Consider the following 24,575-nt stretch of genomic DNA (forward strand, 5'->3'; position numbering starts at 1 on the left):
GCGGCTGCGGTGAGCGCCGCGTTGGTGGTGCTCGTCGTCGGTGTCGCCTTGGTCGCACCTCACGAGACCGGGAGCGCACGTTTCACCGCGGCCCAGGTGTATGTGTGGGCGACAAATGATGCTGACGGCGCGATCGGGCGCGTGAATACGTTGACAAGTGAGTTCGATGCGGCGGTTCTGTTGGACGCTGCGAAGATCGACGTCGCGCAATCACCGACTTCTGTGCTGGTGATTGATCGTGAGATCGGGTCGATCATGCCGCTCGACCCGGCGACACTCGAGTTCGGCGATGCCGTTTGGCTGCCATCGACGGCGGCGGAAGTGGCACTGATCCCAGCTCCGGAAGGTGACCACGGCGCCGACACGGAGAGGATCGCCCTGCTCGCGCCGAGTACGGGACGGTTGTGGCTCACGCCAGCTGACGGGCTGTCGTCGTTTGATCGATCGTCACCGCCTTCGTTCGAGTTCGGCGCGGGTGCTGCGATGGTGGTCGATGCCGCGGGCGACCTGATTGTCGCCTCGCCTCGAGATGGGTCGGTGTACCGGGTCGGTGCAGTTCGTTCCGAACGGGTCGGCGGGTTTGGTCCATTTCGAGGATCTGGCTCCGTGCCGGTGCAGGTGTCCGCGACATCCGCTGGCTGGGCTGTGCTCGACCCTGGGACCAGGCGACTCATTCTGCCGGATAGGGTCGTCGATCTCAGTCGAGTGGTCAGTTCCGATGCCGAAGTCGTGCTTCAGCAGGTGGCGGTCGGGAGTGATGCCGGTGCCGCAAGCGCCGGACATGTTCTCGTCGCTACCTCCTCACAGCTCCTCGAGATCGCCGAGACGGGTGACGTTCGGGTGCTCGCCCGAGGAAGCGGTGATCCCGCGGAACCACTGCTGGTCGATGGGTGCGGTTTCGCCGCATGGAGTGACGGGAACGAATGGCGGCGGTGCGCGGAGGCCGGCGTTGGACTGCGTGGTGAGGCCAGATCGGGTACCACCGTTGCGGCGGTTTCGAGACGCGCTACTGGCGAGAACGCGGGTGACGGCGGTCCAGGCGGTGTGGCACCGGTGTTTCGCTCGAACGGAGGAGCCTTCCTGCTCAACGACCCAGCATCCGGCGAGGTGTGGAACGTCACCGAAGACGGAGTCGTGCCGGTGACGTGGCGCGGCATACTCGGCGTCGGCAACCATGATGCGCTTGCGGTGGAGCCGGGCGTGCCAAGCGCAGGTGAGCCCGACGATCCACCGCTGCGGCAGGCGCCTCCACGGGTGACGACTCCGCCCGATGCGCAGGCTCCGCTTGTGGGCGATGCTCCGGTGCCGGGGTCGCTGCCTACGAGCGCGCTCCCCTCGGGACCGAAGAGCGAACCGCTGCAGCCGAGTGACGTCCGAGTCGTGCCGGATCCGGCGTCTGGAACGATCTCACTCGACTGGTCGGCCTTCGGCGGAGGCGCGCCCGTGCTCGGCTACTTTGCGCAGCGGCTGGCTCCCGGTGAGGAGCCGGCCGTGTGCTACGTCGCCTCGACGGGTGCGGTCACGCCGCCCGGCGGCGAAGTGCTCGATGTCGGCCGCGCTCAGACGGCCGTTTTCGGGGGAGCGCCGCCGCCGGAGGGAGGCTACCGTATTGTCGTCTGGGGATACACGGCGACCGCCTGCGCCAGGAGCGAGGCGGTGACGGTGCAGCCTGATCCGGTGCCGTCGGCCGTGAGCGATGACGGCGGCACCATGGCGTGGGTTGGCACCCGTAACGAGTACCGTATCGAGCCTGCTGGCGGCGCTGCCCGATACGAGCTGCAACAGCTTGATGAGGAGCGCGAGTCGGTTGGTGGGCCCGTGGCATTCAGCGGTGCCGCGGTGCCACGCGAGCTCACCGGAGGACCGTTCGGTGTGCCGGTGCGGTTGCGGCTCCGTGCGTGCACGGTGTGGGGTACCGATGCAGTTTGCGGGCCATGGACGGAGCATTCCGCACCCGGACCTTCGCTCGATTTCACCCTCCACGGACTCGCGTACTTAGAGGAGCGCGGCGAGTGGACGTGGGACACCCTTCCTGACAACGGTGGTCAGTCTGCGCGGGTGTTCTGTCTTGGCAAATCAGGGGCGGCCGGTCAGGTGGAGACTGCAGATGGGTACTGCCGAACACGGGAGGCCTTTGCGTCGAGCGAGGCCATCCTCAGGGTGCGAATCGCCGGGGTAGTGCTCGATATCGCCGGCTCTGACCACGAAGAGTGAGATCGCTGGGCTCAGCATCCAGATCGTCGTTGCGCCTGGGGCGTTGACTCACTCGATGTACATCGATCGTGCCTGGTATTCGAATGTGCCGAGGTCGGTGCTCGAGGACACGGGGCCGTACTCGAGCCCCAACGTGCCGAAGTCGTCGTACAACCAAGTGACGCAGCCGTTATAGGACTGCAGTGATGCGATGCGGTCGTTCCAGCTGAGCAGGTCCGAGAATCCGTGAGCGACACCGGCGCAGATGTTCGCGTTCGAGGTGTAATAGCTCATGCTCTGGCCGGCGTAGCTTGTGGTGTCCCACACGGTCACGAGCAGGTATACCTCGGCGATGGTCGAAGGCTCTTCGCTCAGTCGCCCGGCGTCTGGCTCGGTGGGAACTGCAACGAGCTGTGCTCCGGTCGCGAGCTCGATCTGCTCGTGCGGGTCGAGAGAGGCGTCGAAGCAGCCGATTTCGCCGGTGTCAACGTTGTACCAGCACGACTCGCTGGACTCAGTTGCCGCAGCTGCTGTCGTCGGAAGCAACGTCAAGGTGCCTGACGCGACGATGGCGAGCGCGGCAAGTTGACCGATTTCGAAGCGGGTGATCTTCACGGCGACAGTCAACCGCCCGCCGCGTCGGCGTGACAACATCTCGCGAACGACGCTTCGGCGAAGAAACGGTAGCGAATATGACCTCTTTCGGGCCATCTCGTGCCGGGGTAAGGAATCCGTATCGAGGCACAAAAGGGCGATGTCGTGATGTCACTCGGAGTGTCTGCAGGAGTCGTCGCAGACACTACACTCGGCGCTTGATGAGCGAGCAGGGTGATCGAAGTGACGGCGAGTTGCTCCTGCGGGCGTCTCGAGGCGACGACCGCGCCTTCGCGGTCTTCTACCACCGGCATGCAGAGCGTGTCTTCGCCGCCGCGCTCGATGAATTCACCGATCAAGACGAGGCCCAGCAGATCGCGCAGCAAGTGTTCGCCACCGCGTGGGACAAGGCGGCGCGAGTGCGTCTCGTCTCCGGTTCGGCGGAAGCCTGGCTGTTGGTGACGTGCCGCAACCTGGTCGCGAATCGGCGGCGGGCGCTGCGCCGGCGGCCGGTCGCGGAAAGCCTCGATGAGCACGGGGCTAGCATTCTCGAAACACGATCGCTGCAGCGCGCCGCCGATCGTGAGCTGCTGATGAAAGTGGAGGATGAGATCGCCGAGATGCCGTTCCTCGATCAGCAGGTCTACCATGGCCTGATCGTCGAGGGTCGAAGCTACGACGAGGTTGCCGCGCAACTCGAACTCTCGGTCGCTTCAGTCGGCAAACGCCTCAACCGTGTTCGCAAGCGCCTGCGAGTCCTTTTCGGGGGAACACGATGACCGGTGAACCCCGCCTGAGCCCGGGGCGTCGGGCCGATATGGAGCAATGGCTGACCGGACACATCCGTGCCCGCCGCCGCCGCCGCCGAACCCAGGCGATCGCGGCAGTGGCCGGTGCCGGCGTCATCTCGCTCGGGCTGGTCGCCTGGATCGTGCTCGCTCCCGGCGAGGTGCAGGAGCGCTGGGTCGACTGCTACGCCGAGGCCGACCTCGACTCCGCGCACGCCGGAGCTGCTCGCTCGAACAGTGACCCGCTCGAGCATCGCGAAGCGATCGCTCTCGCGATGTGCAAAGACATGTGGGAGCGCGGCCTCGTCGACGGCGCTCCGCATGAGCAGGCACCCGAGCTCGTGCTCTGCATGCGCCCAGACCGATCGCTCGCGGCGTTCCCTCGAAGCACTCCAGGCATCGCCGAGACCGATGGGGACCTCTGCGCCGCCATCGGATTGCGCCCCCCGACACCCGTAGCGGAGTGATCGGCGGGCGTGGCCGTGCCCGCCATGTTCGAGAAATCGCAGACCTTACCCCTCGCCGAAGAGTTCACTGAACGCTCCACTGAGTGACCTTGACTGTTCCGGCTTCAGCAGTTCATCGAGCCGCACCGGATCGACAGACTCGAACATGCACGCACGGGGCCTGCAAACTTCGCCGGGGATCACCGGAGACTTCGGCCCTTCGACGCTCGGAACGAAAGCTGCGATATCACGATGACGCTCACCGACCAGCCCCGACCGCTCAAGGCGGTACGCGGACTCTCGGACAACCTGTTCCGGGTGACCGCGCACGGGGGCGGCGTACTGGTTCTCGCCATCATGACCCTCGTCGGGCTGTTCCTTCTGATCCGAGGCGCCGAGGCGATCGGGTCAGCCGGTACGTCATTCCTGACGACGGAGGCGTGGGAACCGAACTCCGGGCGCTTCGGCATCGCCGCCGTGTTGTTCGGCACGGTGACGATCGCCCTCACAGCGATCACAGTCGCGCTGCCGCTCGCGGTAGCCTCCGCCACGTACATCTCCGAGTACGCGCCCGGCGCACTGAAGCGGCTCCTCACCGGCATCGTCGACCTGATGGCCGCAATCCCCTCGGTCGTGTACGGCCTCTGGGGCATGTTCTGGCTGGAAGGTGCAATCCTCCCCGTCGCAGAGTGGATCTCGACGTACTTCGGATGGATCCCGATCTTCGCCGTCACCGGCTTCGACCCCAGCGACCCGCTCGCCACACCCACGGTCTTCACCGCGAGTGCATTCCTTGCCGGCCTCGTCGTGGCGATGATGGTCGCCCCGATCGCAGGATCGATCATGCGCGAGGTGTTTGCGCAGGCGCCCGCCGGCGAGCGAGAAGGCGCCCTCGCGCTCGGCTCCACAAAATGGGGGATGATCCGCTCAGTCGTCTACCCATTCGGGCTCGGCGGCATGATCGGCGGCACGATGCTCGGCCTCGGGCGCGCACTCGGCGAGACGATCGCGGTGTACCTCGTGATCTCGCCGGTGTTCGTCATCCAGCCGCACATCCTCCAGACCGGCACCAACTCGATCTCCTCGCTCATCGCCCTTCGCTACGGCGAGGCGAGTCCGTTCGAACTCTCCGCGCTGATGGCAGCCGGGCTCGTGCTCTTCATCATCACGATGATCGTGAACTTCATCGCCGGCATCATCATCGCCCGGTCCCGCTCGGGCGCATCAAGCTGACGCCGCATCAAGGACGAGGAACATGACACTCACCGACCCCACCACCAGGCTGCGCGGCACGGTCACGGAGCGCCGCACGCAGCTACCCGTGCGCGAACGGCAGACGCACCAGACGAGGTCCGAGTCGCGCCGCGACCTCTCGCGCATCCATCGCACCGACATCCTCCGCGTCGTGGGTGCCGCCGTCGCCGGCGTCGCCACTACAGCTTGGCTGTTCACGCAGATCGCGCCGTTCGAAGGGCCGCTGGCGTTCGTGCTGATCAGCTACCTGCTGTTCGTCGGGTACTTCGTGGTGCTCATCAGCTTCGACGACAACCGGGTCACGATCGTGGACCGCGTCATGTCGGTGCTCGTGCACTCCCTCGCCGTTGTGCTGCTGCTCGCGCTGGCCGTCGTTGTTGCGTTCACCCTCGCCCGCGGCTCCGAGGCGTTCCTCAATTGGAACTTCTGGGTGCAGGACCTCTCGCTCGCCGGCCCACTCGACCCGCTGACGGTCGGCGGCATGCTGCACGCCGCCGTCGGCACGCTCATCATGATCGCGTTCGCGCTCGCGATCTCGATTCCGCTTGGCCTGCTCTGCGCGGTGTTCCTCGCCGAGTTCCCTGGCCCGTTCAGCCGAGTTGTGCGCACCGTCGTCGAGGCGATGACCGCGCTGCCTTCGATCGTCTGCGGCTTGTTCATCTACGCCACCTACGTGTTGATGTTCGGCCTCGACAAGTCGGGTTTCGCGGCCTCACTCGCGATCACGATCATGATCCTGCCGATCATCATCCGCAGCGCCGACGTCGTGCTGCGCCTCGTGCCCGGCACCCTGAAAGAAGCGTCGCTCGCGATGGGCACGAGCCAGTGGCGCACCATCTGGCACGTCATCCTGCCGACGAGCAAATCGGGGTTGATGACCGCGATCATCCTCGGCACCGCGCGAGGCATCGGCGAGACCAGCCCGATCCTGCTCACCGCCGGTTACACCACCTACTTCAACTTCAACCCCTTCTCGGGGCCGATGGTGAGCCTGCCGTTCGCGACGTTCACGCTCGTGAAGTCACCTGAAGACACCCAGATCGCTCGTGGGTTCGGTGCGGCTGCGGTGCTCATGGTGCTCGTGTTCGTGTTGTTCCTCCTCGCCCGGATCCTCGGCGGCCGTGGCGCCGGTGTGCTGTCATCGCGTGGGCTCGCCCGAGCGAAGGTGGCGTCGAAGCGGGATGCCGCGCGGTTCGCGGCGCGCGATGCCGCCTCGACGATCGAGACGGCCGGTTACGGCGGCATGGGCTTCCGACGGTCGAGCGATTCGAGACCAGCGGATGCCGCCGGCGGCGCCGTGATCGACGGGGGCGCCCGATGAGCCGCCGCTGGAATGTCGCCCGCACAGTCGTCGCGGTGCTCGGCGTGGTGCTCGTCACGACCGGCAGCCTCACGATCGGGGCAACCCCGAGGGCCGAAGCCGTGGGCACTGTGCACGCGCCCGTCGTCGGGAGCGGTTCGACCTGGTCGGCCAACGCCCTTCAACAATGGATACGCAATGTCTGGTCCAACTACCAGTGGAAGATCGACTACTCGGAGTCGGGCTCCACCCAGGGCCGCAACGACTTCGCCAACGGCACCGCCGACTTCGGTGTCAGCGAGATCCCATACCAGATCGCGAACAGCAACGAAGCCGATATCCGCCCGACCCGCCAGTTCGCGTACATGCCGATCGTCGCCGGCGGAACCGCATTCATGTACAACCTGGAGATCGGCGGACGACGGGTCACCAACCTGCGCCTCTCGGGTGACACGGTCGCGAAGATCTTCACCGGGGTCATCACCCGATGGGACGACGCGCAGATCAAAGCCGACAACCCTGCGCTCGCGCTCCCATCGATCCCCATCGTTCCCGTGGTGCGTTCAGACGGTTCCGGCGCGACCGCGCAGGTCTCGATCTGGCTTCGAGAACAGCACACGGCGGTGTGGGACGCGTACTGCCCGGCTGTGGGTCGTCCGCTCGTCAACGGGCATTGCGGCGTCACGAGCAACTACCCAGTGGTGCCTGGCAGCGGCTTCGTCGCGAAGGCGGGCTCGAACGGCGTCGCCGGATATGTCGCCCTGCCGCACGCGGTCGGCGCGATCACGTTCGTGGAGTACTCCTATGCGCTGAACGCCGGCTACCCCGTCGCGAAAGTCCTCAACAATGCTGGCTACTACAGCGAACCCACTGCCCAGAATGTCGCCGTCGGACTCCTGAGCGCCCGCATCAACGAAGACACCGCATCCCCCGACTACCTCACCCAAAACCTCAGCGGGGTCTACACCTCCGGTGACCCGCGAACGTACCCGCTGTCGAGCTATAGCTACATCATCCTGCCGACCGCGCTCGAGTCGCAGTTCACCGAGAACAAGGGTCTGACCCTCGCGGACTTCGGGTCGTACTTCCTCTGCGAGGGACAGCAGCAAGCGGAAACCCTCGGGTATTCGCCGCTGCCGATCAACCTCGTGCAGGCCGGGCAGACGCAGATTCAGAAGATCCCCGGCGGCAACCCCGCGATCAAGGGCATCACCGACTGCAACAACCCGACGTTCTCGCCCGACGGATCGAACAAGCTCGCGAACGAAGCACCGTACCCACAGGACTGCGACCGTCAAGGCCCCACGCAGTGCGCAACCGGAACCGGTGGCGCGAAGGACACCCCCACCGAGTCTGGAACTTCAGCGAACGAAACAGTGGGCACGGACGGACCGCAATCGGGGGCGGACGGTGAGACCGACGCGGTGACCGGCAACGGGGACGGTTCGACCATCGACGCGGATGCCTCACCGATCTTGGTGAATGCGACACCGCAATCGCTACCGGTTGGTGCCACCGGATGGCTGCCGGCCGCCTCAATGCTCGGAGCCGGAGCCGGGATGCTCGCACTCGCCACCATCCCACCGATCCTCGGCAAACGCCGACGTCGAACGATCCTCCCCATCCCCACCCGCGGCCCGCCTACGAGCCCGACGAACTGACAGGCACAACCACGATGACGAACCGCGCCACGCTCCCGCGACGGCCACGCCGCGCCGGCACGATCCTCGCACTCTTCTTGACGATCACCATCGGTGGCGGCGGTGCGCTCGCGACGGCATCAGAGGCCGCCGCGGCGCCGGATGACTCCTCGCTCACCGTGAAATGGCGCGCCGACGACAGCCGCGCCGCGCAGTACCAACCGAGCCGCGACGGTCTCGCCGACGCGTTCGTCGAGGACTTCCGCGACTTCACTGTCACCGTTTCACAGACCGAGAACCTGCAGGACCAGGCTGTCGAGGTCTCGTTCACGGGGCTGAAGCAAACGGTGATGCCGTTCCAACTCGGGGCGCGGAACTTCGTACAGCTCATGCAGTGCTGGGGTGCGGACCCGGCAGCAGCTGACTTCGCGGAGACCTGCCAATTCGGAGTGAACTCGCCCTATTCAGGGTTCGTCAGCGCGGCAGAACGGTGGGCCACCGTCGGGGCGGGCTTCGATGTCGCCACGCGAGGCGCGACGAACGCGAGCGGGTTCCGGCAGTTTCGGAGCGTGTGGGGCGAAGTGACCCAACCGGTGGAGATACCGACGCCCGGCGGGAACACCGAAACGCGAGACGGTCTGGCCACGTTCTTCACCCCGTCGTCGACCAACGAACTGCCGATCGTGCGGGCCGACGCACGCGGCGCCGGCAGTGCAGCGTTCGAGGTCCAGTCCGCAGCCTCGTCACCGCACCTCGGGTGCGGTGACCCGAGCTCGGCTGCCGGTGACCGTTGCTGGCTCGTCGTCGTCCCGCGAGGAGAGCACTTCGGCGGCCGGGCCGGCGAACAGTGCCATCCCTGGGCGGACGCGCTGCCTGGCTCCTTCCAAGACGTCCAGGCCGGGTCGCCGATCTCGCCCGAATGCTCATACTGGGATCACCGGGTGGTCGTGCCGCTGGACTTCGCTCCGGCCTACGTCGAGTGCGCGTCCGGCGCACCCGAGCGAAGGGTCGTGGGTTCCGAACTCACCGCCGGAGCCCTCAGCTCCTGGCAATCGGCGCTCTGCACCGGCGAGAGCCCGGCGCGATACAACCTCACGACCGGCTCCGGCAGCTTGACCCGCTCCCAACTGGTCACAGGTCAGGCGGGCATGGCTCTGAGCGCGCTGCCGGTCACCGAGCAGACCGTCGGAGCCGAAGCGGTCGCAGCTCTCTCGCAGGCGGACCTGGCCTACGCACCGATGCTGAACTCCGGGCTCGTCATCGCGTACAACGCCTCGGTCCTGACCGATGACTCCGGAGCGGTGGCTCGGTACACCGACGGTGTGAGACTGTCTCCGCGCCTCATGGCGAAGATCCTGACCCAGCAGTATCGACAGCACATCCCCCATGCCGGCAACCACTGGCCCGATATCGACTACGTCAACCGGGCGCCTTTCAGCATCGCGAACGACCCGGAATGGCAGGCCCTCGGAAACCCGGCGCGTTTCGACTTGATGAGCGGTTACTTGAGTGACAGCGGGCTCATCGTGATGGGTCCGACCGGGGACGACGGAATCCGTCAGCTGTGGCAGTGGATCCAAGCCGACGACGAGGCACGCCGCTGGCTGCAAGGAGAGCCAGACCCGTGGGGGCAGACCATCAACCCCTACTACCTTCCATCGACTGACGCGCGAGCCCTCGGCGGCGGTCTTCCCTACGACCTCGCGAAAGACCCGATCGACATCGTCCCCCGCGCCGACCAGAACCTCTCGCCCGATGCCGAGACTGCGGCGAATCTGTACGACGGCAAGCAAGTCGACTCGCTGACCCTCCTGCCGTACGCCCAGAGCCTGAGTGAAGTCGCGAAACGAGTGTTCCGGGTCGAGTCGAAACAGACCTTCGACTGGGATCCACACAAAGTCACTGGGGGAAAGCCCGGCGCGTTCGCCCCGAACCCCCCGGTACCGGAGGGTATCCCTCGCCTCGCCCTCGGCCCGGTCGACGCCGCCAGCGCGGCCCGCATGGGGCTGGGTACCGCGGCACTGCAGTTGCCCAATCGGCCGGAAGTGTTCGTGAACCCGACCACCGCCGCCATGGAATCCGCGCTCACCTCCGGGCTGACGCCCGGAGCAGACGGAGTCACCGCTATGCAATTCGACAAGCTCGCAACTGACGCCTACCCACTCACCAGCACTATCTACGCCGCGGTCGACCTGAACGCCCTCGGCCCCGACCGGGAAGCACGCACCGAATATGCGAATCTGCTGCGCTACGCCGCAGACAACGGGCAGGTCGTGGGCTCGAGTCGAGGTCTCCTGCCCGCTGGATATGCGCCCCTGACCGCGGAGCAACGCGCGTCGGCATCCGCCCTCGCCGACCGGCTCCTCGTCGACCCGGCGAGCTCACCCACCGTGACCACCACCGTCCCGAGCCAGTCCGGCGCTGCGAACGGCGCACCGAAGGCAGCAGGCGCCGCTGAGAACGGCGCGACGCAGACTGCCGTCAACGCCGACGCCGGACACGTCGCCGCGACCACCGCCACGGCGATCACGCCGATGCAGGGAGCGCTCGGCACAGCCCTGCTCGCCGGCCTCGGCGGCCTCGCCGCTTCCCCGTTCTTCCTGCGACGAAAACCGACCGACTGAGGCCCGGGCCAAGACCACCTGTGCGGTCGCCGTCTCCAGACCGCAAAGGGAAGCCCCCCATCACAGGGTAAGAGCGCGATGAGGGGCCGGAGTCCACAAGGACAACCAAGCGGAGACGATAGCAGAAAGCAAAGCTGAAATGAAACTGAACCGCAAGTGGTCGCTCGCCGCGATCACCGCACTCACCATTGGGGCTGTCGCCTTCACCGGCACCGCCGCGAACGCCGACCCGGCTTCCGGGTTCGGCGTGATCTCGGGCTCCGGGTCCGACACCACACAAGACGTCAACAACGGCATCGCCGCGGCCATCGGAGGCGGCACCGTCGCCTCATATGACGCGACGATCCCGTCGGGTGCAGGGAACTTCATCCAGACCTCCGCGACCGGCGTCGAGATTCCCCGCCCGAACGGCTCCACCGAGGGCAACAAGGCACTCTTCGCGGCGAAGAACGCACAGGTTCTCACGAGCCCACGCGGAACGTCGTCTACCGCCCTGACCGATGCAGACCTCCAGTTCTCGCGCTCCTCGAGCCGGCCCGGCGTGCTCGACAACACTGGCGACTACGCGTGGATCCCGCTCGGCATCGACGGCGTCAGCTACGGCTACAACGAGAATGGCGCCGTCCCGACCGACATCCCGCTCACCGCTCCCGCCGGCCAGCTGAGCCTCCAGGCGATCTACCGGGCGAACGCGCCGGTCACCCTCACCCACGGTGGCTTGTCGTACCTGGTCGGCACGGCCACCACCCCGGGCGTGCAGATCGTCCCGTTCAAGCCGCAGGCGGGTTCGGGCACGCTGTCGTTCTGGCAGACCAAGGTGCTCGGCGGCCTCGCGTACGGATCGATCGTGAGCGACTCGTTCGTACAGGGTGGATCGACCGTCGGCGTGCAGGAGCACGACGGAGCCGCCCTGGCTGCGAACGACAAGGCGATCGTCCCGTTCTCGATCGCGCAGTACATTGCGCAGTCGAAGGCCGGAACGCTCGGTGCCGCGTACGGCGTGACGGTGAGCAACCGACTCCATGGTGTGACCGCGCTCGGCTCGATCGGCGGAAAGTCGCCGTTCGCCGCCGGCGGCGGCGAGCTCAAGCTCAACACCACGGACTTCCCTGTGATCCGCCCCGTGTTCACCGTGGTCAAGTACGCCGAACTGGCGACCAACACCACACTGAGCAACGTGTTCCAGGGCGTCTCGGCCACCGCATACACGGTTGACCGTCCCGGCGCGAGCACCCAGCTCGTGATCGAGGACTTCGGCTTCGGTTCGCTGACCACCGCGAAGACCATCGACGGTGTCTCGTACCAGGCCGGCCAGACCACGAACCTCCGTGGCAGCATCACCTTCCCCTAACCGCACCATCGCTCGTTCCCAATGAGCGGCGTGGGCGGGACCGCACTCACTCGCGGCCCGCCCACGCACCCGACCTCAGCCACCTGAAGAGAGAGCCGATCCTCATGCACGTCGTTCCCCAAGCCCCTGCATCCCTCCAACGGCCCAGATTGAGCATCCGCTTCATCGCTGCCGCGCTCGCCTCGGTCACCCTCGCGAGCATCCTCACCGTCGGCGGCGGAACGGCGGCCCACGCCGCCGATCTGATCCCCGGCAATCAGATCCTGAACGACGGCGTACCGGTCGAGCCGATCTTCACTCCTTCCGAGGGAACGTTCGAAACGCCCCCCACACAGCTGAACGTGGCGCAAGTCTGCCCAGAGTTCTACTACGCCACTTCAAGAACATTCATCATCAAGGATGCAAGCACCCATCTCCATGCGGCAGGACGCCGCGAGAACGGCTTCCCTCAGGCGACGGGGCTGAACCCGGAGACGACCGGGCCCACGATCGCTCTCACTGGGGTTTATGCGTTCCACAGCGAAGCCGCCGCGATCGGGCTCTTCAACGCCGCCGGCACCGGTACCTTCCCGCTCGTCGTCACCTGTGACCGCATGCGCCTCGCGAACGGTGTCGGCGTGAACGATCAGTCGATGTACTTCAAGACGATGATCACCGTGGACGCCGCGACAGAGACGTGGAAGATCCAGGCCCAGACGGAGCCCGTCGAGAAGGTCGACACCACGACCGCGCTCACCCCGACCGCTGGCAATGACGGCTCCGTCACCCTCACCGCGACTGTTTCGTCGGCCGCGGCGACCGGGTCGGTGTCGTTCGTGAACACTGCCACGGGCGCCGAAGTCGGCACCGGCGCCATCACCGGCGGGTCGGCTTCGACGACCGTGACCGGCCTCACAGCCGGTACGACGTACAGCTATAAGGCGGTCTACGCCGGCGACAACGCCCACAACGGCTCCGAGTCGGGCGTGGCGACCGTCAACACCGTCGCCGAGCCGCAGCCGCCGCAGGACACCGACATCACGGTCACGATCCCCGCGTCGGCAACCGGGCTGAAGTTCACGATCACCCCCGGAGCGGTCGCGCTCAGCGCGGCGACTCTCGAAGGCACGTCGTACGTGGCAACGGGCACGCTCGAGCAAGCAAAGGTGTCCGACAACCGTGAAGTTCGCACCGAGTGGGCACTGAACGGTTCGGTGAGCGAGTTCGTGAACACCGCCGACGACACGAAGAAGATCGCCGCCTCCAGCCTCGGCTGGAAACCCGAGCTCATCGGCGCTGCCGCGGCGAACGGCGGCACGGCAGGCGCCGAGGTCGTTGCGGGCACGAACGGGGGCCTCTCGTCGCAGAAGTCGCTCGCGCAGGCGGTTGCCGGCGCGACCGTCGCCGACACCACGGTCAAGGCCGGAATCACCCTGAAGGCCCCGGCCGACTCCGCCGCCGGCAACTACACGTCAACGCTCACGATCACCCTGATCTGAGCCGGCACCGGCAGAGCCGGGGTTCCACTGGATCCACCGCGGAACCCCGGCCTACCGTCACGATCCATTCGCAACACTCACGGAAGACACGAAGTTGACCGCTCGCACCGCCGCCTTCCCACCAGGCCGGCTCACGATGATCGCCGCGCTCTCGTTGGCGACCCTCGCCATGGCTTTCACCCCCGCCCCTGCACACGCCGAAGAAGGGAGCGAGGTCACCTGGAGTGTGCAACCCTCCTCACCCGACGGCCCCGACGGGCGCACAGAATTCGACTTTCACGTCGCGCCAGGCACCACGATCAGCGACTGGGTGTCGGTGTCGAACTTCTCGACCCAACCGGCGACGTTCCGCGTGCAAGGTGCGGATGCCGCGACCGACTACGAAACCGGAGCGTTCACACTGATCGGTGCCGACGAGGCATCCGTCGACGCCGGAGCTTGGGCGAGCATCGACTCAGGCGCATCGGTCTGCGCCGACACCGACGACGACGCCGAAGCGGCATGTACTGCGGCGCTCGGCACCGACATCACGTTGGAGCCCGGCAGCCGGGTGGACCTGCCGTTCACGATCACCGTTCCCCACGACGCTACGCCGGGCGACCACGCCGGCGGCATCGTCGCATCATTCCGCTCCACCGCCGTCGATGGCGCTGGCTCGACTGTGAATGTGTCGCAACGCGTCGGCACGCGCATCTACCTCCGCGTCGACGGGCCGCTGACGCCCGCGCTCGACATCAGGGGCACGGTGTCGGGCTACGACGGAGCCTGGAACCCGATCGGCGCTGGCACCGGCCGTGTCGGGTTCGACCTCGCCAACTCCGGCAACATGCGCCTCTCCGCCACGCCCAGCGCACGCCTGACCGGGCCGTTCGGCATCGATCTCGGCACCGTCACCCTGCCGCCAATCAAGAACCTCGTCCCCGGCGGCACCACCCACGTCACCGCCGAGTTCCCCGGCGTGCCGCCCATCTTCCTCCTCTTCGCCGACCTCACGGTGATCCCCGCGGCCGCTGACGGCGTTGCGGCTACCGATGTCGCACCCGCACCGGTGACCGCCTCGACTCTCGCATGGGCGATCCCGTGGTCGCTGCTCGGGCTGCTCGCAGTCATTGCGGGCGCGGTCTGGGCGAGCGTCTGGTGGCGCCGTCGGTCGCGGCACCGGCTCGCGGCCGAGCTGGCCGTCTACGCCGAGCAGGTCCGCGCCGATACCCTCGCCGCGGAGAACCACCACGCCAAGGAAAGCGAGCCAGTGCGATGAGCATGCGATCACGAACAGCAGGGGCCATCCGCTGCCTCATCGCGGTCGTCGTGGTCGCAACCGTCGCATCGGCCGGCACGGCACCCGCGTCAGCCGAGGAAATCCCCGACCAGGAGACGGGATTCACGGTGACGATCCCGAGCCGCCCCCCGACACAGCCCACTCCGCCTACCACCCAGACACCGGGCGCGAACTCCGGGAGCGCAAACAACGGATCCTCCGGCCGACCGGCCGCGAACACGCAAGGCGGTGCACCCACAGCCACCACCTCCGCCAACTGCACGCCAACCGAGCCCGCCGTTCCAACGAAGGCGGCAACCACTGGCGAGAAGGCGACGACCGACAAGAGCCTGTACCTTCCTGGCCAGCAGGTCACGGCGACGGCGACCGGGTACGGCGCAGGTGAGCAGGTGCAGTTGGTGTTGTTCGCCGAACCGGCGCTGATCGGCACATTCATCGCTGACGCGAACGGCCAGGTGCAAGCAGTGTTCCCGGTCGCCGAGAAGACCACTGCGGGCACCCATACAGTGCAGTTCACCGGATGGTGTAACGCGATCGCGATCGCCGACATCCTCGTCGGAACGACCGCGGGTGCCGCGAGCAGCACCGGCGAGAACGTTCCGCCGTGGGCGTGGTGGGTGCTCGGCGCCGTCGTGCTCGCAGGGCTCGTGTTCTTCGGCTGGCGGGTCATCCGCGTCATGCGCGAACCTGAACCTGCGCGGCTCGCAGGCGCACGCTGATGAGCACAGACGTGACCACCGAAACCCGGCCCCCTGAAACCGACGAGGCGCTCGCCCCTCCGGGACGGCCAGACGAGATGCGCCCTGGCCACCGACCGCGCCGCAACCCGGGATTCTCAACGACCGCGGTCACTGAAGTGCTCCGACGCATCCCGCGGCCCGTGAAGCGGGCTTCACCACCAGCTGGCACCAGACCCCCAGGCGGCACACCGACACGTGGTCGGTTGCCGGCGGCAGCGCCGCGGCAACTCGCACCACGTGACATGCGCTGGTGGGTGGGCGCCGTCATCTTGACGCTGTCGCTGCTGTTCCTCGGCTTTGTCGGACACGTCGCTGTATTCTCGACGTTCCAGCACCACAAGGCGCAGGAAGTCGGCTACCAAGTGCTCCGCACGTCGCTCGCAAAGGCGGAAACCCCGGTCGGGCAGCTCAACGTCGATGAGCAGATGGTCCCGCTCGGCACCCCGGTTGCGCTGATGCAGATCCCCGCGATCGGGATCAGCGAGGTCATCGCCGAGGGCACGACCGCGGAGATGCTGCGCTCGGGCGCCGGGCACCGCCGAGACTCGGTGATGCCCGGACAGGCCGGGACCAGCGTGATCATGGGCCGTCAGGCGACATACGGCGGACCATTCGGATCACTCAATCAGCTCGAGCCAGGCGATGAGATTTCCGTCACGACCGGGCAGGGCACGAACACCTATCAAGTGTTCGGGCTTCGCCGCGCCGGCGACCCGATGCCAGAGCCACTCCGGCCGAAACAAGGGCGGCTCGAGCTGATCACCGCCGATGGGCTCGCCCTGTTTCCATCGGGGGCGCTGCACATCGACGCACAACTCACCTCCACCATCCAGTCGACACCATCGAAAGTGATGGCATACCAGGCGTTGCCGACCCCGGAACGAGCGATGGGACAAGACGGAACCGCGTGGTTCATCGCATTCTTCTCGCTCGTCTTCTTCGCCGCAGCAGGCATCACCCTGTGGTGGCTGTGGAAGACGTGGGGGCGCTGGCAGACCTGGCTCGTCGGCGTGCCGCTCATGCTGGCACTCGGCGTGACCACTGCCGACATCGTGATGAACGCCCTACCCAACCTGCTCTGAACCCACCCCGAGGACACCATGACCCAGCACACCGACCCCCAGTCAGCGCCCGAAATCGACGACATCACCACCGTGCACCTTGCTCTCGGCAAGGCGGATTTCGAGTTGGGTGACATCACGACCGTGCACACGCCTGTCTCTGCCGCGTCCGCACCCGACGTGACGAGCGTGCTGCAGACGCCGAAGCGCCGCATGTTCGGCGGACGCGGTGCAGACAACGCCACCGCGTCGCCGAAGTCGCCGGAGAGATCCTTCGAGACGGTCGATCGCCGAACGGCGCCCGCCGGAACCGCGCCTACGCTGTCAAACCTCGAAGCCCGTGACGTGTCTGCCTGGTTCGGCGACCACAAAGTGCTCGACAGGGTCTCACTCTCCATGCCCGCCGGGCAGGTGACCGCACTCATCGGGCCGTCAGGATGCGGGAAGTCCACGTTCTTGCGCATCCTGAACCGAATGCACGAACTCATCCCCATCGCATCCCTCGCCGGCGAGGTGCTCCTCGACGGCGACGACATCTACGACCGCGGCCGCAAGCTCACCGACGCCCGACGCCACATCGGCATGGTGTTCCAGAAGCCCAACCCGTTCCCGGCGATGTCGATCTACGACAACACCATCGCCGGTCTCAAGCTCACCGGCATCAAAGCCTCCCGCGACGAGAAGGACGAACTCGTCGAACGCAGCCTCATCTCGGCTGGACTCTGGAAAGAGGTGAAGGACCGGCTTCGCCAGCCGGGCGGTGGCCTCTCCGGTGGCCAGCAGCAGCGCTTGTGCATCGCGAGATCACTCGCGGTCACCCCGAAAGTGCTGCTCATGGATGAGCCCTGTTCGGCGCTCGACCCCACCTCGACGCGCGTGATCGAAGAGACCATGACGGAGCTGCAGAAGGAGGTGACGATCGTGATCGTCACCCACAACATGCAACAGGCGCAGCGGGTATCGCAGCAATGCGCGTTCTTCCTCGCATCGCAGGGCACACCAGGCGTGATCGTCGAGCACGGCGACACCGACGCGATGTTCTCCGAACCTCAGGACGAGCGAACCTTCGACTACGTCAACGGGCGGTTTGGCTGAACGATGAGCGACACGTCAACCCCTGGATACCCCGGGGAGCTGCTCGGCGGTCGATACCGGCTCGGCGAGCTGCTCGGTGTCGGCGGCTCAGCCTCGGTGTTCGAGGCCGAAGACCTGACGCCGAGCGGCTCAGCGTCGGCGTCGGTCGCCGTGAAGATCCTTCATCCGCACCTGTCGGTCGACGACCGTACTCGGGGAGCATTCTTCCGCGAGGCCCAAGCGGCGCAATCACTCGCCCACCCGAACATCGTCTCCGTGCGGGACCATGGCCTGCACGATGCCGGCGGGGTGACAATGGGTTGGATCGCGTTCGATCTCGTGCGCGGGCTGAGCGCGGCCGAGTGGGTCGCGACGCGTGGACCGATGCATCCGCTCGTCGCGGTCACCGTAATCTCAGGAGTCCTCGCCGCCCTGGCCGCCGCACACGCGGATGGTCTCGTGCATCGGGATGTGTCGCCGGCGAACGTGCTGCTCGAGGCCAACAAGGGCGACGACAACGTGACAGTGTCGCAGGTTCGTCTCGTTGACTTCGGCCTCGCCGACGTCACCGGGCGACCGACGCTCGGCAGTGACGTCCTCCTCGGCGCCGACGAGACCGACGAAGCGGGCGTCATCGGCAACGCGCAATACATGTCGCCCGAGCAAGCTCTCGGCAAGCCGGTTCGGGTAGCGGGGGACATCTACCAGACCGGCGCGGTGCTGTACTTCCTCCTCACCGGGCGGCCACCATACCCGCGCACGACGACGCGTCAAGTGCTCCAAGCCCAGGCGAGCGCCCCACCACCGGTGCCGTCGGCGATCGCCGACGTGCCCCGTGCGCTGGACCGGGTCGTGACCACCGCGATGAACAAAACGCCAGTGCGACGGTACCGGAATGCCGAGGAGTTCCGCGTCGCCCTCATTGAGGCAGCGGCGAGCATACCCAGCGATCCGAGGGTGCCGGACGAGCCGCAGACGGTCACTGGCGCGACACTGTTGCTGCCGCGCGGCGGCACGACACCCACCGACTACTTGGATGTCCCGCAAATGGGCCCCACTGGTGCCGCGATACCGATTCGCACGTCCGGTGTCGGACTCCTCGTGGCCATCGCGACGATGGTGTTGATCGGCGGCTCAGTCGCATGGGGCGTCGTGACCCGGAGCTCGGCCGGCGACAACGACCGACCGCCTGCGCAGGCAGCAACGGCACTACCCAGCGAGACATCCGCTCCCGAGCCGACCTCAACGCCCTCGCCGGCGCCAGTGGTCGCTCCGATCGTCGACCTGCCGGTGCCGACACTGTTCGGATCACTGGTCGAGGCGGAGCGCGCGCTGCGCGAAGCTGGGCTCACGCTCGGCCCGGTTACCCGCATCGATTCCGCAGAGGCGGCCGACAGAGTGCTGTCGCAACACCCCGGCGCCGGGTCGACCATCCCGCCCGGCTCCGGCGTGGCCGTCACCGTCGCCAACGGGACCAACACAGTGCCGCACGTCGCCGGGCTCGATGCCGCGACCGCCACCGCGCTCCTCGAATCCGCAGGCTTCACCGTCGTCTCGCCTGCAGCGACGCCGGCCGCCGCCGTTGTGACGGGCAGCCGGCCCGCGTCCGGTGCCGTGCTGAGAGTCGGCATCGCAGTCAGCCTCACTCTCGCCGAACCGCCCCCGACAGCGGTACCGACTCCGACACCGACCTCGGACGCGTCAGGAGCTGCGAGCGATGACCGATGAACCGACGAGGGTTCGCACAGCGCGGTGGGCTCGGGAAGGTCCTTCGTCCATACGGAGGCGGCACGGGACGGATTTCAGGGCCGAGGTGAAGGGGGAAGAACACGGTCAACTCCAGTAACCAACGAGTCGGCTGGTCCCCGTCTGGCGGCTACTGTTTTTGCGCCCGCTGGGAGTCGATCTGCTCCTGACTGATGATCGCCAGCGATGCGGTGCTCAGTGCCGCGGCGCTCGCTCCGTCGATCTCCAGGCTGCCTGACATCACGTCGCCATGGTCCAACGTCGTTTTCAGTGGGTCCTCGCGGAGGAACGAAACAATGATGGCCGCGACGAGCATCAGTGGAACCATGGCGAAGAACACGGGTGTGAGGGCGTCGCTGTAAGCACCGACGATGATGTCGCGGATCGACGCAGGCAACTCTTTTACCGACTCAGGTGTGAATGCGTTGCTCGAGCCGGCGGCTGCTGATTCGTCTGATGGCAATCGTTCCGCCAGAAGGGTCGCGAGCCGTGACGTGAACACGGTGCCGACGATGGCAGCACCCAGCGACGAACCGATCTGACGGAAGTAGTTGTTGGTCGCTGTCGCCGTACCGACAACGGCGTTCGGGAACGTGTTCTGGACGACGAGTATCAGGTTCTGCATGCACATGCCCAAGCCCAAGCCCATGACACTCAGATATGCGCAGGTCACCCATACCTCCGTCGTCGACGACATCGTCGAAAGCAGATACAGGCCCACAGCAGTCACGAGCGTCCCGGCTATCGGCGCCCACTTGTAGCGGCCGGTTCTGCTCACGATCTGTCCGGAAGCGACCGAGGAGACGAGCAACGAAGCCATCATCGGGACCATCAGCAGTCCCGCCTGTGTTGCGCTGGCGCCAGTCACCATCTGCAGGTAGGTCGGCGTGTATGCGAGGGTGCCGAACATGGCGACGCCGATCAAGAGACCTGCGCTGGTGCTCAGATTGAAGTTGCGCCTCCGGAACAGTTCGAGAGGCATGATCGGTTCCGCAGTGCGTCGTTCGACGAGGACGAAGGCACCCGCGGCGAGAACTGTTCCGATGATCAGACCGATGATAATGAGGGAGTCCCAATCGTAGGTTGTCCCACCCCACGTGCTGATCAGCACGAGTCCGGTCGAGGCGAGCGCGAGGAGCGCCACTCCGAATACGTCAAGCCGCAACCCGGTGGTGCTGTGCTTCGGCAGGTGAAGGAAGGCCACGGCTGCGATGATCGCGAGGATGCCCAGGGGGATGTTGATCCAGAGGCACCACCGCCAGCCGATGACGTCGGTGAACCAGCCGCCCAGCAATGGACCCGCTACCGAGGACACCGCGAAGACGCCGCCCATGATTCCCATATAGCGGCCGCGTTCTCTGGCGGGCACCACGTCGGCGATGATCGCTTGAGACAGAATCATCAACCCGCCGCCACCGAGGCCCTGCACACCGCGACCGATGATCAACCAGGTCATGTCGGGAGCGAATCCGCCGATGGTCGAGCCGATGACGAAGATCGAAATCGCGGTGATGAAGATGCCTTTGCGACCGACAAGATCACCGAGTTTTCCGTAAATCGGGAGCACGATCGTCGATGTGAGCAGGTAGATCGTGATGATCCAGCCCATCTCGTCGGCAGCGTCCAGATCCCCGACGATGGTCGGCAACGCGGTGCTGAAGATGGTTTGATCGAGGGACGCGAGCAGCATCGTCAGCATCAGTCCCGCGAAAACCAACAAGATGCTCTTCTTGTGGTCGGCGGCGGCGTCAGTCGGCGTTGCGGAAGCGGGCAAATCACTCATGTGACCTTCTCCAGTACTCGTCACTCAAGGACACGGATCGTCTCACCGAGACCCCAGAAGCCTTTCTTGAAGAACCGGAGGTCCCTCATCCTTCTCGCCGAAGGTGACCGACGCTTCTCGCTGAAGGTGACGGACGTCCATCACGGAGAATGGCGACGCCGTTCACAGTGCGATCAGGCTCGTCGCTGATGCCTCTCGCTGACGCCTCTCCCCAGGGCGACACCGGGCTTCTGTATTGACGCTGCCCTTGTGCTTGCTGCACTTCTGGATTATCGCATCGGTGCAGATTCTGCACAACGGCGGCCGGCATCGCGGGTGACGTGATGACAGAACAGAAGCGATGATGGTCGAAGCGGACTCGACCGGTGACGTAAACTCAAGGGAACATCGCAATCAGGCCGATTGAGAAACACGATCTGACCAGCGCTGATACGAGGATGATCGCCGCAAGGCGGTCGGTGCCGCGGGGTGGAGCAGTTCGGTAGCTCGCTGGGCTCATAACCCAGAGGTCGTAGGTTCAAATCCTGCCCCCGCAACCAAGGCGGTATTGGAGAATCGGATTCCGGTTCTCATGAGATCGCTCAGAAGAGGCCGGGACTGAAGGAATTCAGTCCCGGCCTCTTCCGCTTCTTCGGTGCTGCTTGTCGCTACCCGAAGATCGCCGCGATGATGTCGTGCGTGTACCCGTCAGGGCCGGTGTTCATCCACTTCGTTGCGATCCACACCCCTTCACGGAAGAAGTGGGACTCGCCGGTCTGGCCGTCGTTGCTTTTCGGCGATTCGGTCACGCAGCGGACGCCGTCCAACTCTTCGTAGCAGGAGTGCCCGACCTCAGCGAACCGTGCCTGCATCGCCGTCGACTGCTCGGCGGTGACCGCTGACACGTTCGTGATGAGGCTCCGGTCGCTTCCGCCGACAGGGTTCCCCCAATGGCATGAGAGCTGCGACACGTCGCTGAGCAGTGCGATGGCTTCCTCGTCGTTCGACCCGTACATTTTCGGGGTGGCGTCGACGGCCCAGTCTGGGTTCAGCACCAGCCCGCCGAAGTCCGGGGTCAGGTCGCGTGTGTAGATCCCGGCGCAATCGGCGGGCAGCGTCACCGTGGCCGGGTCGGCCGGCGGTGTCGGTTCGGTCGCCGGCGGCGTCGATGGTGGCGCGGTGCTCTCAGGCGCCGACGATGCAGGCGGCGCAGCAGTGACGTCCGTCACAGCCTTGGTCAGCACGAACACGAGGGATGCGACGACGGCGATGACGGCCACCACGGACACGCTGATCCAGAACACCGGACGTCGAAAGAAGGAGGTGCCGGGGTCGGGCGGCGTTTGCGTCACAGTCTGGGTTCTCCTCGTCGGGTTCGGGGACGGCCGGCTGCGGCCTGAGAACATCATGCCGGGTCGGTCGGTGTGGTCTCACCGGACATTCGCGGCTTCGGCGCCAGCAGGGTCTGGTCTGAGCCGCTTCAATCACCGACGCTGAAAGTGCCCAGCACACACAAGGCGTTCCGGATTTCCCGATTGCGCAACGAGGATGGCCCGGAACCGCAGGGTTCCGGGCCATCCTCATGCCTGCTGTCAGTCGCCTACGGCGACGGTCACGGCCGTGTCGACGTCGACCTCGACTTCGACCTCGACTTCGGACGTCCGCGGGCGGATCAACACGATCGCGAGCACGGCGCCCACGAGCATCGCGACGCCCGCGGCGACGAAGGCGGCCGAGTAGCCGCTCACGAACGCCTCGAGCTGGCTCGCCGAGCTGGTGACCGCGACGCCTCCGGCTGCTGCGGCGTACGCCGTCGTGAAGATCGACAGACCGAGCGAACCGCCGATCTGCATCGCGGCGTTCGCCGTGGCGCTCGCAGCGCCGGCGTCGTGCGGGGCCACGCCGGCGAGGGCGAGGTTCTGCATCGGCACGAAGAGCATCGCCATGCCGATGCCGAGCAGCACGAGCGCGGGCAGCACCTGCACGAAGTAGTTGCCGTCGACGGTGATGAAGCTCAGGTAGAACAGGCCGACTGCGGCGAACAGCGGGCCGCCGATCATGAGCGGCCGGGCACCGTACCGCGACAGGAACTTGGTGGCGAGCGGAGCGACGAGCGAGATCACGATCGCCAGCGGCAGGCTCGCGAGGCCGGCCCACAGCGGCGAGAACCCGAGCACGATCTGCAGGTGGAACGTGAGATAGACGGTCGCGCCGATCATGGCGCTACCCGCGATCGCCTGCAGCAGGAACGCACCTCCCCGCACCTTGTCGCGCACGATGCGGAGCGGAAGCAGTGGCTGGGCGACGCGAGATTCGATCCAGACGAAGAGGGCGAGCAGCACCACGCCGGCGGCGATGAATCCGATCGTTCCGACCGAGACCCAGCTCTCTTCGGCGAGCGTGAAGCCGTAGACGAGGGAGCCGAGGCCGAGGGCGACGGTGATGACGCCGAGCCAGTCGTAACGGTTCTTGCCCTCGGCCTTGCTCTCGGTCACGAGGAGTGCACCCGCCACGAAGACGACGATCACGATGGGCACGTTGACGAGCAGGCACCACCGCCAGTCGACGAACTCGGTCAGGATGCCGCCGAGCAAGAGACCGACGCCCGCGCCCGCGCCGGCCACCGCGCTGAAGACGGCGAACGCCGTGTTGCGCTCACGGCCCCCGGGGAACGTGACCGTCAGGAGTGCCAGCGCCGCGGGCGCCATGAGGGCGGCGAAGACGCCCTGGAGGCCGCGGGCGAGGATCAGTTCGCCTCCGGTCTGGGCGATTCCGCCGATGACGGATGCCACGCCGAAGCCGACCATGCCGACGAGGAACGTGCGCTTGCGCCCCCAGTAGTCGGCGATGCGTCCGCCGAACAGGAGGAGTGCCCCGAATGCCAGAGCGTAGGCGGTGACGACCCACTGGCGCTCGACGTCGCTGAGCCCGAGTGCGATCTGGGCTTGGGGGAGCGCGATGTTGACGATGGTGCCGTCGAGCACGACGATGAGTTGCGTCAGCGCGAGGATCACGAGGACCCACCAGCGCCGGGAGGAGGATTTGGACATGGGCGTAGCCCGCCTTTCGAATGAGAACGCGTGAATGCCGGGGTTTCCAGCCCGGATCGTTGCGCCCTCCGGCGGCTCGACCACGCCAACATCGGAGTTGGCCAGACGATTATTCTAGCGAGCGAGGCTGAGGAATCAGGAAAAGGCGTGGGATGTCCGCGGCTCCGGGCGTGCCGCCTCGAGCAAATAGGCTGA

18 protein-coding genes and 1 tRNA gene are annotated in these 24,575 nt (G+C 66.3%); 15 read left to right on the top strand and 4 right to left on the bottom strand.

The window, feature by feature from the left end; all coding sequences use genetic code 11:
• Window positions 1-9: 9 nt before the first annotated feature.
• On the top strand, window positions 10-2,214 hold the full coding sequence (locus AC1C2S_RS15470) for a hypothetical protein (RefSeq protein WP_495353501.1): 2,205 nt from the start codon (window positions 10-12) through the stop codon (window positions 2,212-2,214).
• A gap of 48 nt (window positions 2,215-2,262) precedes the next feature.
• On the opposite strand, the gene AC1C2S_RS15475 is transcribed toward AC1C2S_RS15470, so the two are convergent.
• Complete coding sequence (locus AC1C2S_RS15475; protein ID WP_495353502.1) at window positions 2,263-2,808, bottom strand: hypothetical protein; 546 nt, start codon at window positions 2,806-2,808, stop codon at window positions 2,263-2,265.
• 233 nt (window positions 2,809-3,041) lie between these two features.
• Here AC1C2S_RS15475 and AC1C2S_RS15480 point away from each other — a divergent pair, with 233 nt between their 5' ends.
• The 13 genes from AC1C2S_RS15480 to AC1C2S_RS15540 all read left to right on the top strand — a co-directional run bounded on the left by AC1C2S_RS15480 (window position 3,042) and on the right by AC1C2S_RS15540 (window position 19,550).
• Window positions 3,042-3,566: an RNA polymerase sigma factor gene (locus tag AC1C2S_RS15480; RefSeq protein WP_495353503.1), complete on the top strand. Its 525-nt coding sequence runs from the start codon at window positions 3,042-3,044 to the stop codon at window positions 3,564-3,566.
• A complete protein-coding gene (locus AC1C2S_RS15485) occupies window positions 3,563-4,042 on the top strand; it encodes a hypothetical protein (protein ID WP_495353504.1) in 480 nt (159 codons plus the stop codon). Before AC1C2S_RS15480 ends, AC1C2S_RS15485 begins: the two co-directional genes overlap by 4 nt.
• Window positions 4,043-4,273: 231 nt before the next feature.
• On the top strand, window positions 4,274-5,254 hold the full coding sequence (pstC, locus tag AC1C2S_RS15490) for a phosphate ABC transporter permease subunit PstC (protein WP_495353505.1): 981 nt from the start codon (window positions 4,274-4,276) through the stop codon (window positions 5,252-5,254).
• Window positions 5,255-5,276: 22 nt separating this feature from the next.
• Window positions 5,277-6,596, top strand: coding sequence for a phosphate ABC transporter permease PstA (gene pstA, locus AC1C2S_RS15495; protein WP_495353506.1), 1,320 nt, complete (start codon window positions 5,277-5,279; stop codon window positions 6,594-6,596).
• Window positions 6,593-8,236, top strand: a complete 1,644-nt coding sequence (locus tag AC1C2S_RS15500) for a phosphate ABC transporter substrate-binding protein PstS (RefSeq protein WP_495353507.1) — start codon at window positions 6,593-6,595, stop codon at window positions 8,234-8,236. The genes pstA and AC1C2S_RS15500 overlap by 4 nt, the downstream gene beginning before the upstream one ends.
• Window positions 8,237-8,250: 14 nt before the next feature.
• Window positions 8,251-10,839, top strand: coding sequence for a hypothetical protein (locus tag AC1C2S_RS15505; protein ID WP_495353508.1), 2,589 nt, complete (start codon window positions 8,251-8,253; stop codon window positions 10,837-10,839).
• 139 nt (window positions 10,840-10,978) lie between these two features.
• Window positions 10,979-12,190 carry a hypothetical protein gene (locus tag AC1C2S_RS15510; protein ID WP_495353509.1) on the top strand — a complete coding sequence of 404 codons (1,212 nt, stop codon included), beginning with the start codon at window positions 10,979-10,981 and terminating at the stop codon, window positions 12,188-12,190.
• Window positions 12,191-12,339: 149 nt separating this feature from the next.
• A complete protein-coding gene (locus AC1C2S_RS15515) occupies window positions 12,340-13,668 on the top strand; it encodes an Ig-like domain-containing protein (protein WP_495353510.1) in 1,329 nt (442 codons plus the stop codon).
• 94 nt (window positions 13,669-13,762) lie between these two features.
• Entirely contained in the window at window positions 13,763-14,926 is a 1,164-nt protein-coding gene (locus tag AC1C2S_RS15520) for a hypothetical protein (protein ID WP_495353511.1), read from the top strand.
• A gap of 2 nt (window positions 14,927-14,928) precedes the next feature.
• Window positions 14,929-15,666: a hypothetical protein gene (locus tag AC1C2S_RS15525; RefSeq protein ID WP_495353512.1), complete on the top strand. Its 738-nt coding sequence runs from the start codon at window positions 14,929-14,931 to the stop codon at window positions 15,664-15,666.
• Window positions 15,667-15,929: 263 nt separating this feature from the next.
• Window positions 15,930-16,769 carry a sortase gene (locus AC1C2S_RS15530; protein ID WP_495353513.1) on the top strand — a complete coding sequence of 280 codons (840 nt, stop codon included), beginning with the start codon at window positions 15,930-15,932 and terminating at the stop codon, window positions 16,767-16,769.
• 300 nt (window positions 16,770-17,069) lie between these two features.
• The gene (locus tag AC1C2S_RS15535; protein WP_495354406.1) at window positions 17,070-17,843 is read left to right on the top strand and encodes a phosphate ABC transporter ATP-binding protein; all 774 of its coding nucleotides are present in this window, start codon (window positions 17,070-17,072) and stop codon (window positions 17,841-17,843) included.
• A gap of 3 nt (window positions 17,844-17,846) precedes the next feature.
• The gene (locus AC1C2S_RS15540) at window positions 17,847-19,550 is read left to right on the top strand and encodes a protein kinase domain-containing protein (RefSeq protein ID WP_495353514.1); all 1,704 of its coding nucleotides are present in this window, start codon (window positions 17,847-17,849) and stop codon (window positions 19,548-19,550) included.
• Between the two features lie 148 nt (window positions 19,551-19,698).
• Here AC1C2S_RS15540 and AC1C2S_RS15545 read toward each other — a convergent pair whose 3' ends face one another.
• Window positions 19,699-21,351 (bottom strand): MDR family MFS transporter, encoded by a 1,653-nt coding sequence (locus AC1C2S_RS15545; protein WP_495353515.1) that lies wholly within the window; start codon window positions 21,349-21,351, stop codon window positions 19,699-19,701.
• Window positions 21,352-21,813: 462 nt separating this feature from the next.
• On the opposite strand from AC1C2S_RS15545, the gene AC1C2S_RS15550 reads away from it, so the two are divergent.
• Window positions 21,814-21,890 (top strand) — tRNA-Met (locus AC1C2S_RS15550).
• A gap of 108 nt (window positions 21,891-21,998) precedes the next feature.
• On the opposite strand, the gene AC1C2S_RS15555 is transcribed toward AC1C2S_RS15550, so the two are convergent.
• Both AC1C2S_RS15555 and AC1C2S_RS15560 read right to left on the bottom strand, forming a co-directional pair.
• Window positions 21,999-22,682, bottom strand: a complete 684-nt coding sequence (locus AC1C2S_RS15555) for a hypothetical protein (RefSeq protein WP_495353516.1) — start codon at window positions 22,680-22,682, stop codon at window positions 21,999-22,001.
• Window positions 22,683-22,922: 240 nt separating this feature from the next.
• On the bottom strand, window positions 22,923-24,380 hold the full coding sequence (locus AC1C2S_RS15560; protein WP_495353517.1) for an MFS transporter: 1,458 nt from the start codon (window positions 24,378-24,380) through the stop codon (window positions 22,923-22,925).
• Window positions 24,381-24,575 lie beyond the last annotated feature (195 nt).

It is taken from the genome of Agromyces sp. Y782 (assembly GCF_059445405.1).

Coding starts and splice junctions, on each gene's coding strand:
- AC1C2S_RS15505 (WP_495353508.1), top strand. CDS start 8,251: ATGACGAACCGCGCCACGCTCCCGCGACGGCCACGCCGCGCCGGCACG.
- pstA (WP_495353506.1), top strand. CDS start 5,277: ATGACACTCACCGACCCCACCACCAGGCTGCGCGGCACGGTCACGGAG.
- pstC (WP_495353505.1), top strand. CDS start 4,274: ATGACGCTCACCGACCAGCCCCGACCGCTCAAGGCGGTACGCGGACTC.
- AC1C2S_RS15540 (WP_495353514.1), top strand. CDS start 17,847: ATGAGCGACACGTCAACCCCTGGATACCCCGGGGAGCTGCTCGGCGGT.
- AC1C2S_RS15545 (WP_495353515.1), bottom strand. CDS start 21,351: ATGAGTGATTTGCCCGCTTCCGCAACGCCGACTGACGCCGCCGCCGAC.
- AC1C2S_RS15525 (WP_495353512.1), top strand. CDS start 14,929: ATGCGATCACGAACAGCAGGGGCCATCCGCTGCCTCATCGCGGTCGTC.
- AC1C2S_RS15500 (WP_495353507.1), top strand. CDS start 6,593: ATGAGCCGCCGCTGGAATGTCGCCCGCACAGTCGTCGCGGTGCTCGGC.
- AC1C2S_RS15560 (WP_495353517.1), bottom strand. CDS start 24,380: ATGTCCAAATCCTCCTCCCGGCGCTGGTGGGTCCTCGTGATCCTCGCG.
- AC1C2S_RS15485 (WP_495353504.1), top strand. CDS start 3,563: ATGACCGGTGAACCCCGCCTGAGCCCGGGGCGTCGGGCCGATATGGAG.
- AC1C2S_RS15510 (WP_495353509.1), top strand. CDS start 10,979: ATGAAACTGAACCGCAAGTGGTCGCTCGCCGCGATCACCGCACTCACC.
- AC1C2S_RS15530 (WP_495353513.1), top strand. CDS start 15,930: ATGCGCTGGTGGGTGGGCGCCGTCATCTTGACGCTGTCGCTGCTGTTC.